This window comes from Paraeggerthella sp. (assembly GCF_048427265.1).
GTDB lineage: Bacteria > Actinomycetota > Coriobacteriia > Coriobacteriales > Eggerthellaceae > Paraeggerthella > Paraeggerthella hominis.
The window spans coordinates 1-9,660 of the sequence record NZ_DBFOSR010000048.1 but is presented as its reverse complement, the minus strand read 5'-3'; the positions used below and the strand labels follow the sequence as shown (position 1 = coordinate 9,660).

The window sequence follows — 9,660 nt, the reverse complement described above, 5'->3', positions numbered from 1 at the left end:
TCGGTGGCCAGGCGTATGCGAATGGGGACGTTTTCGACTCCGGACACGGCTGCTCCTTGCGTTGGTCGAGTTGCTGCGGCGTTCATGGTAGCACGTCCGCGAATCGTGCGAGGGCTTCGCGGAAGGGTCGCGCGTTCGCATGATCGGATCCGCTTTGTCGGATCCGCTACCGCATGCGCACGAAAAATCGCGTTCCGCTGTTAAACCAGGATTGACACGTACTAATGTACGCTACCTTTTCAAACGGCCGGGCGCGATCAGCCGAGATGAGGGGCCTCCCGGCGGACGAAGCGCGCTTTCGGCCCCCCGGTGCGGCTTTCTCGGGACGCCCCCATCTGGGCTATGTCAATGCTGGTTTAACAGCGGAAATCGCGTTCGCTGGCAGGTTCTGACGGTTTGCGGTCGTCGGACGAGCTTGCGATTTTGACGCCGCGTGTCCGGCATCGCGTTTTACCAGGTCAGAGAAGCGCAGTGATTTATCGAGCGCTCGACCTGTTCGTGCGGGCCTGCCATGAGGACCCCAAACCGCAAAAAACTGCCAGCGAACGCGATTTTTCGTGCGCTGCCAAGCCTGCAAGGGCCGGACGGGGGCGTTTCGCACGCCTCAAGCGGCAATGCGCGTCACCTTGCAGCACGGCAAGGGCGCTTCCCATGCGGACGGGAGGGTGAGCCCGTTCGCTTGCCCGAAACGCGTGCGGAAGACGGCTTCGAAAACAAAATGCAATATATACTTGTCATTTTTCCCAATATGCAATATATTTATGACATTGCGTACAGAATATTAGGCATAACAGGAAAAGAGAAGGTGATTCATGGGAGGGAAAAAGAACTTGCGCATGAAGGCGGCGCGCGTGGCGTGCGGCCTTTCGCAAGCCGAGTTGGCGGCGGCGGTCGGAGTGACGCGCCAAACCGTCGGCCTTATCGAAGCCGGTGGGTACAACCCCACGCTCAACCTGTGCATTGCGATATGCAAGGTGCTGGGCGCAACGCTTGACGACCTGTTCTGGGAAGAAGGAGAGTAGCGATATGAAGCTTATCGAGCAGTGGAGGGCGTACGTCGGCCCTGTTGACGAACGGGTGGAAGCCGAGTCGAATCGTATTTACAAAGTCGGCTTCATCATGTTGACGTTCGGCCTTCTTGTGGCGCTTGGTTACGACACCATGGTCAGGCAGATCGTGTGGATGCACGAGATCGACATGACGGGATCGGGGGTTATGCAGTTCGATATGTTCCACGTCATGGTGGTCTCGTGGCTGCTGCTGACGTGCCTTGCGTGTGCGGTGCTTCAGAGTCGCAAGGGGTTCGCGGACGATGGCAACCGCTTTTCGGAAACCGACCGCTTCCCTGGCGGATACTTCGCCTTGGTGTCGGGGCTTGCGGCGGTGGTCGCGGGCGTCCTGATCGCACTTTTGCGAGTCCTCGCCGAACTCCAGGTACTTGGTTCGGTTGGCGCCTCCGCATGGTTTGCCGCCGCAGTGCTGGGGTTGTCGATTGCGGCGTTGCTGTTCGTCCTGCTTGTGGTTGCCTTCTACGTTTCGTTCCGCGCGGCGAAATCCCGTCGCCGGGCAATCGGGGCCCTGCTGGACGACTAAGGCAGCTGCACGTTTTTGCGCTTGCAGCCCGATGCCCCTCGTTGCGCTGCGGAGGGTATCGGGTTGCGGAAACCTCGTGCCCATACTTTGTTAATTGAAGGGAGCAGGCTTGTTGCTGGGCCGCCGTTAGGGAATACTGCGCATGCAGGAGGCGCGTTGCAGCGCCGGGAATCGAACGGCGCAGGCGCGCCGGGGGGAGGCGTGCGTGGCGGGTTGGCCCCAGAACAAGCGAATTCATCGCGGTCGGTCTCTCGGTTGGATCGGCGTAGCTGCGGTGGTCGTTGCATCGGCCGTTGCAACGTGCGCGGTCGTCAGCGCAACGGACGCTTTCACAACCCGGCACGAAAAACCGTTCCCGGTAAGTTCTTCCATGCGCGAAGAGCGTGGATCGACCGATGCCGTTCCTGATCGATTAACGAATTCGGATCCGCGCGCGGCAATAGAGATCGCGCGTTCGGCGCTCGATGCGGCGCCCATGACAGATCTTGTGAGCGTGTTCGACGCTGCAACGGGTGCTGCGCGCGAACTTGACAACAAGGAAGCTCCCGAGGTGGTGCGGGCTGTCGACGCGTTTCACGAAGCTGGCTATGAAGTTGGGTTCGTCGTATATGATTTCTCGGTCCAACGTGGCATGAACTACAATGCTGACGAGGCGTTTTTCTGCGCGAGCACCATGAAAGCCCCCTTTGTTGTCTATGCGGTGCAAGACGAGATCGACCTTGGCTTTGCTTCTTTCGAAGACATGGTGATCGAAGACGTGGCAGTAGAGGGCACGGGCGTCATGGCTTTCGACGATAAGGAAGAGTACCGTTTGGAAGACGTGCTGGCCAATGCCATCGTCCATTCGGACAACACCGGCTACGCGTTGTTGCGCGAGCGCTTCAGTTACGGGAACTTCGAATCGTGGTGCGCCGCCGCAGGCGTGGACGCATGGGCCTGGGAAGGCGAGTGGTATCCGTATTGCACGCCGCTCGACCTGGCCAAGCTGTGGTTGAACGTAGGGTCGTACGTGGCTGCCGGGCAGGGCCATGCCTCATGGTGCGCCGGTCTTTTGTCTCAGACGGACTCCTCGTTTCTGCGCGCTGCGCTCGGTGCGCGCGGCACGGTGCTTTCGAAGCCTGGATTCGAGATAAACACTCCCCAAACGGGCGCCGGAGCTCTCAACGATGCGGGCGTGGTGCTTGCCGGGGACGGTCCGTACGTGGTGGCTATCATGTCCGATGCCGACTACGATAGCGATTACTTTACAGACAACGAGCGCCTGATCGTCGACTTGGCAGCTGCATTGGGCGCCGCTCGTGATAAAGTGCTCGTTCATCCTACTGTTCAGGAGGTTCGTTCGTGAGGGTTTTTTCTCGCGCTGCGCTTTTGCTTGCTGCGGTGCTGACGGCGATTGTCTTGGCGGGCTTTGCCGCGCTTGGATGCTTCGCGTGGGCTGACGAGGACGCCCAGGCGAGCGCCGCCCAGAAAGCGGTCGACGACGCTCATTCCAGCTTGAGCGCTGCCGAATCCCGCATGGCCGCGCTTTCTTCCGATTACGATACGCTCAAGCAGGAGATCGACAAACTTCAAACGCAGATCGACGACATGGCGGCGGAAGTCTTGGAGGCTCAAAAAGCGGTGGTCGAGGGGCGCGCTGCGGTGGGCAAATTGGCCGTGTACGAGTATCGCACGGGCGGCTCGGCGCGCTCCCTTGTCGAGCTGGTCTTGGGCGCAGGCGATTTTTCCGAGCTTCTGCGCAACATGTCGTATTTGAGCAGCATCATGACGTATCAGGCCGATGAGGTTGCCGCGCAGCAGGAGCGCAGCAAGCGTTTCCAAGATCTTGCGGATAGCTTGAACTTCCAAAAAGACGAACAGGAAAAGAAGCTGGCGGAGTTGGAAGCGAAGAAGGCGGAAGCGCAGAAGGTGGTGGCCGACGCGTCTTCGCGACTGCAGAACGCCGAAAGCGACCAGGCTTCTCGCTTGGCCGAGCTGCAGCGCAAAGCAGAGGAGATGGCAGCTGCCGGCGCGGTGACGGATCCGGTGGAGGTCGAGGACGCGAACACGGTGGACAGGCCTTCGGTGGTTCCTCCGTCAACGCCGGTGGAGCCCGATCCGGATCCCGTTGTTCCCGATACCGGTGGCGGATCCGGTGGTGATTCCGGCGGCGGATCCGGCGGCGGCTCCAGCGAATCGCCTGGTGAAAGCACTGCCGGATGGTCGACGGGCGTGGCTTCCGCTTATGGAGGATCCACCGATCCCTACACGCCCAGCCCCGGCATAACGGCTACCGGCGCCGTTTGCGACGACTGGTCGATGGGCGTGGCCGTTCCCATGGCGTGGCCGAACTACTGGCAGTACTACGGACGCACCGTCGAAATATCCTACGCAGGGCAAACCGTGTTCGCTACCATCAACGATTGCGGCGGCATGGACGGAGGCCGTCGTTCTCTTGATCTGCAGCCCGGCGTGTGGAAGGCGTTCGGGTACTCGTCGTGTCTGGACTGGGGCTTGCGCACGGTCAGCTACCGTATCCTGTAGCGTTTCGCCTCGTTTCGCCGTTCGGCCGCGGGTCCTGCGTTCTCCCTCTTCGCGGGCCGGAATCTCGTGCGCCGGGGTGGTGCCAGTGTCAATCGGCGCGGGGCGCAGTTCGCCGCTTCGTCGTGGAATATCTCCTCACGTTCGACGAAATGCGCTATACTGCATCGTTACATGCGAAGACGAAGACAGCGCCGGGTAGCGGCGCCGCCTCCAGAGACGGGTCTCATCGGCTGAAAGGACCCGGGCGGCCAACGCGGCGATTCCCTTCCGAGCAGCAAGGCTGAACGCGGGGCGCGCAAGCGCGGACGTGCAGTAGGCTTTGACGGGGGCTCCCGTTACAGAGCGTAATGAGCGGGCGGCCAACGGTCGCGTGCCTTGCCTGGTCATCGCGATGTCCGGTCGAGCGTGCGCGCAGGTCGTCAACCGAGGTGGTACCGCGAGAGCCTTCTCTCGTCCTTGGATTGGGAAGCAATTCCCTCAACCAACGGCGAGAGAAGGCTCTTTTGTTTTTCGCCGCCGATGAGCGCGTTCGCGCGAGCTGCGGCGGCGTTGCAAAAAGAAGACGGAAAGGGAGCGCGAAACATGGCAATCGTGGACGAATTGGAGGCCTTGCGCACGCAGACGCTCGACGCGATCGCTCAGGCGGGCGAAACCGCCGAGCTTGAGCACGTGCGCGTGGCGGTGCTGGGCAAGGCGGGCACGCTGACGGGGTACCTGCGCAGCATGGGCCAGGTGGCAAAAGAGGAACGCGCCGCGGTTGGCAAAACCGTGAACGAGGTGCGCGTGGCCGTGGAGGAAGCGTTGGCCGCCCGCAAGGCCGAGCTTTCGGCTGCCGAGCTCGAGGCCAAGATCGGCGCGAGCGCGGTTGACGTGACGCTGCCCGGACGTGCTCAGCAGATGGGAACCCGTCACCTCATCAACCGTATAACCGACGAGGTCAGCGAGATTTTCCTTGGTTTGGGCTACACGGTGGCGCAGGGTCCCGAGGTGGAGACCGACTACTACAACTTCGAGGCGCTCAACGCTCCCGCCGATCATCCGAGCCGCAGCTTGGCCGACACGTTCTACGTGGTCGACCGTTCCGGCGAGAAGGCTGCGGTGCGCGGCGAGTCCGACGTGCTGCTGCGCACGCAGACCTCGGGCGTGCAGGTGCATGCCATGGAGGATCAGGACCTGCCCATCTACATCATCGCTCCCGGTAAAGTGTACCGTCGCGACGTGGCCGATCCGTCCCACCTTCCCCAGTTCACGCAGATCGAGGGCTTGGTTGTGGACAAGGGCATCACGTTCGGCGATCTCAAGGGCACGCTCGACTACCTGTGCAAGCAGCTGTTCGGCGAGGAGCGCAAGACGCGCTTCCGCGCTCACTACTTCCCGTTTACGGAGCCCTCGGCCGAAGTGGACGTAAGCTGCGGCATTTGCCACGGCGAAGGCTGCCGCTTCTGCAAGGGCACGGGCTGGCTGGAAATCCTGGGCTGCGGCATGGTCGACCCGAACGTGCTGTCCATGTCGGGCATCGACCCGGAAGAGTACTCCGGATTCGCGTTCGGCATGGGCGTCGAGCGCATTGCCTGCCTGAAGTACAACGTTCCCGACCTGCGCATGCTCCTCGAAGGCGACATGCGCTTCCTTCGTCAGTTCTAAGGAGCCGCAAGCTATGAAAATATCTTTGAAGTGGTTGAGCGAATACGTCGAGGTACCGGGCGACGTCAAGGCGTTTTGCGATCGATTGGACCTGACCGGTACGGGCGTCGAGGCTGTGGAGAAGACGGGCGCGTCGTTCGACGGCGTGGTCGTGGGCTACGTGGAGACGTGCGAGCAGCACCCTGACAGCGATCACATGCACGTGACCACGGTAAACGTGGGCGCGGACGAACCGGTGCAGATCGTGTGCGGCGCGCCGAACATCGCGGCCGGTATTAAAGTGCCGGTTGCCACCATCGGCACCGTCATGCCCGGCGATTTCAAGATCAAGAAGTCGAAGCTGCGCGGCGTTGCCAGCTGCGGCATGTGCTGCTCTCAGCGCGAGCTGGGCATCGGCGGCGATCACGAAGGCATTTGGATTCTTCCCGAGGACGCGCCTGTGGGCATGCCCATTGCCGAGTACCTGAAGATGTCCGACACGGTGCTCGATCTTGAGGTCACGCCGAACCGTCCCGACTGCTTGAGCGTGGTCGGCATGGCGCGCGAAGTGGGCGCTATGTATCGCACGAACGTTGTCAGCCCGCTTGCCGACATGGCTGGCAAGCTGGAGGTTGATGCGAGCGACCAGCCTGTTGATCAGGTGGTTCGCGTGAGCATTGAGGATTCGGTACGCTGCCCGCGCTATACGGCGCGCGTGATTCGCGGGTGCAAGGTGGGGCCGAGCCCCGACTGGATGGTCGAGCGCTTGGCCGCTATCGGCCAGCGCTCCGTCAACAACATCGTGGACGTTACCAATTACATCCTGTTCCTGTTCGGCCAGCCGCTTCATGCGTTCGACCTGGCCAAGCTCTCGGGCGCTGACGGATGCGCTTCCATCGTGGTCCGTGCGGCCGAAGACGGCGAGAAGCTGGTTACGCTGGACGGGGAAGAGCGCGCGCTCACGTCCGACATGACCGTCATCGCCACGCCCGAGCTCGGCGCGGTGGCGTTGGCCGGCGTCATGGGCGGCCTTGACACCGAAGTGACCGAGGACACCGTGGACATCTTGCTGGAGGCTGCTGCGTTCGAGCCGGGCCGCACCAGCCGTACCAGCCGTAACCTGGACCTGATCAGCGAAAGCTCCATGCGCTACGAGCGCGGGGTGGACGACCACGGCATCGACGAGCGCTCCGCTGCGGCCGCTGCGCTGATCGTGGAGGTCGCAGGCGGTCGCGTGAGCGCCGCCGCAGCCAACCAGCTCGGTATCGTGGACGAGTGGCCGATGCCGTCGCAGGCTGTCGAGCTGGAGTTCCGCGTTCCGCGCTTCTGCGCCATGATGGGCGCCGACATTCCGCGCGAGGACATCGTCGACATTCTCGAGCGCTTGGGGTGCTCGGTCTCGTCCGCTGACGGGGCGGACGTGCTGGCCGTGGTCGCGCCTACGTTCCGGCCCGACCTCGAACGCGAGATCGACCTGTACGAGGAAGTGCTGCGCCTGTGGGGCATGGATCGCGTGCCTTCCACGTTGCCGGGCGGCCCGGGTCGCGTAGGCACGCGCTCCGCGCTCGAGCATGCGCTCGATACCGTCAACGACGTTATGCGCGCAAGCGGCCTGAACGAGACCATGACGTATTCGTTCGCCGAGCCGGGCGACCTGGGTCGCCTGCGCATGTCCTCTGAAGGCTTGGGGGAGCCGGTCGAATTGATCAACCCGCTCAACGCCGATCAGTCGGTCATGCGGCAAAGCATCGTTCCCGGTCTGCTTCGCAGCGTCGCCTACAACCAGAGCCGCGGCGTGAAGAACGTCCAGCTGTACGAAACCGGCCAGGTGTTCTTCGCTCACGAGGGACGCAAGCAGCCGAAGGAGCGCCGTCGCGTGGCTGGCGTGCTGGCCGGCGCCATGCGCGATGCGGGATGGAACGAACGCCCCGACGCCTTCGACTTCTTCGACGGCAAGGGCGTTGTGGAAAGCCTTGCGCGCGAGCTGGCCATTGCGAAACTTCGCTTCAAGGCCCTTTCCGCCGAAGAGGCCCCGCATCTGCAGCCCGGACGCGCGGCCGAGGTGCTGGCGGGCGGCACCTCGCTCGGTTGGGTAGGCGAGCTGCATCCGCTGGCCGTCGATGCGTACGAGGCAACGGCACCGGTGGTGGCGTTCGAGCTGGACGTTGACGCGCTGGTGAAGTCAAGCCGCGCGTCGCGCGATTACGTGGACGTGCCCACGTTCCCGGCCGTGTCCATGGATGTGGCGTTCGTGGTGGACGAGGACGTTGCGCACGAGCGCCTCATGCAGTGCATGAACTCGGCTGGCGGCAAGCTGTTCGAGGACGCGCGTCTGTTCGACGTGTACCGCGACGAGCAGCGCGTGGGCGCCGGCAAGAAGTCGATGGCCTATGCGCTTACGTATCGCGCGGTCGATCGCACGCTTACCAGCGAGGAAGTCGACAAGGCTCACGAGCGTCTCGTGAAGAAGGTGTGCGGGGCGACGGGTGCCGAGGTGCGCGGTTAGCGTTTCGGTCATAATAGACTAATCGAGAGTATTGCGCGGTTGCTCGAGAGCGCCGCGCAGCCAGACGGCGGGAGCAATCCCGCCGTCTTCGCATGGGGGAGGCGACCAGCATGAACCAGAAGATCGCGATCATGACGGATACGAATAGCGGCATCATGGCCGAAGAGGCTCAGAAGCTCGGCGTGTTCGTCGTGCCTATGCCGTTTGTCGTAGATGGCGAGGAGGGCTTCGAGGGCGTGAGCCTTGACGCCGATCGGTTTTACGAGCGGCAGCGTGCCGGAGCGAACATCGTCACCTCCCAGCCTTCTATCGTCGACTTGGGGGAGCGTTGGCACGAGCTTCTGGGCACGTACGACGATATCATCTACATTCCCATGTCAAGCGGGCTTTCCGGGTCTTGCGAAACGGCATGCACCCTGTCTCGGCACTTCGAAGGCCGCGTGCACGTGGTGGACAACCAGCGCATCTCGGTCATGCAGCGCGAGTCGGCGATCGACGCGCTGCGCTGGGTTGAGGCTGGGCTTTCGGCGCAGGAGGTTTGCGATCGCCTTCATGCCACGAAGTTCGACGCGAGCATCTACATCATGGTGGACACCATGGCCTACCTACACAAGAGCGGCCGAATCACCCCGGCAGCTGCGGCCATCGGGTCGGTGCTCAAGATAAGGCCGGTCCTGCAGATTCAGGGAGAAAAGCTCGACGCGTTTTCGGTGGCCAAGTCCACGAAGGCGGCGAAGCGCACCATGTTGAAAGCGCTTGCGCGCGATGTGGACGAACGTTTCGGCGGTGTTGGCAACGTGCATCTTTACGTAGCTCATACGGATCGTGACGACGACGCGCAGTCGCTTGCGCAGGATATGCGGGACCAATTCGGCAGCGACGATGTGTTCGTGGATCGTTTGCCGCTGAGCATTGCCTGCCATGTGGGCCCCGGTGCCCTGGGCGTCGGGTGCGCGAAAATCCAAGACTAGGGCGCATGGCGGCGGTTCGGCGAAGCGTTGCGGGTTTCTGGCGGCGCGCGCTCGCCTGCCGATGGTCGCCCTGCCTTAATGCCCGGGCGACGCCTTCCCCGTTGCCCCCTTGCCGGCCCGCTGCCAAAATGGAAGAGTTTTGTTGGTCCTTAAATTAGGATAAAGGGAAGTGTCAGGCGATTGACCTGGTGCGATAAAAAACTCCCACGGAAGAATCGCCCCAACAAGGCGAAAAACCGCCGCAAAACTCATCCGTTTTGACAGCGGGCGCAAGGCATCGTTGCAGTACTTTGGTTGGCGCGCGTTTTCTGACTGTTCGCTTTCGCTAACAGCGGTACAATGGGCCGCGAAAGAAAGGATGCGCGTATGTATGATGGACTGATCAGTCCGGGCCGCAACGACGAATGTTGGTGCGGCAGCGGCAAAAAGTACAAGAAGTGTCAC

8 protein-coding genes are annotated in these 9,660 nt (G+C 62.3%); all 8 read left to right on the top strand.

Translation table 11 applies throughout. The features are described from left to right. Window positions 1–812 precede the first annotated feature (812 nt). Window positions 813–1,022: a helix-turn-helix transcriptional regulator gene (locus ACMNI9_RS04740; RefSeq protein ID WP_114567647.1), complete on the top strand. Its 210-nt coding sequence runs from the start codon at window positions 813–815 to the stop codon at window positions 1,020–1,022. 4 nt (window positions 1,023–1,026) lie between these two features. Next, window positions 1,027–1,593 carry a hypothetical protein gene (locus ACMNI9_RS04735; RefSeq protein ID WP_216528830.1) on the top strand — a complete coding sequence of 189 codons (567 nt, stop codon included), beginning with the start codon at window positions 1,027–1,029 and terminating at the stop codon, window positions 1,591–1,593. A gap of 370 nt (window positions 1,594–1,963) precedes the next feature. Further along, a complete protein-coding gene (locus ACMNI9_RS04730; protein WP_216528831.1) occupies window positions 1,964–2,938 on the top strand; it encodes a serine hydrolase in 975 nt (324 codons plus the stop codon). Next, on the top strand, window positions 2,935–4,116 hold the full coding sequence (locus ACMNI9_RS04725; protein ID WP_216528832.1) for a coiled-coil domain-containing protein: 1,182 nt from the start codon (window positions 2,935–2,937) through the stop codon (window positions 4,114–4,116). Before ACMNI9_RS04730 ends, ACMNI9_RS04725 begins: the two co-directional genes overlap by 4 nt. Before the next feature lie 591 nt (window positions 4,117–4,707). Next, entirely contained in the window at window positions 4,708–5,760 is a 1,053-nt protein-coding gene (gene pheS, locus ACMNI9_RS04720) for a phenylalanine--tRNA ligase subunit alpha (protein WP_369412404.1), read from the top strand. A gap of 13 nt (window positions 5,761–5,773) precedes the next feature. Beyond that, the gene (gene pheT, locus ACMNI9_RS04715) at window positions 5,774–8,245 is read left to right on the top strand and encodes a phenylalanine--tRNA ligase subunit beta (protein WP_418831053.1); all 2,472 of its coding nucleotides are present in this window, start codon (window positions 5,774–5,776) and stop codon (window positions 8,243–8,245) included. A gap of 110 nt (window positions 8,246–8,355) precedes the next feature. Next, window positions 8,356–9,216 (top strand): DegV family protein, encoded by an 861-nt coding sequence (locus ACMNI9_RS04710; protein ID WP_114567642.1) that lies wholly within the window; start codon window positions 8,356–8,358, stop codon window positions 9,214–9,216. Window positions 9,217–9,555: 339 nt separating this feature from the next. Continuing rightward, a partial coding sequence (locus ACMNI9_RS04705; protein ID WP_418831054.1) for an SEC-C metal-binding domain-containing protein occupies window positions 9,556–9,660 on the top strand: 105 nt, incomplete at its 3' end.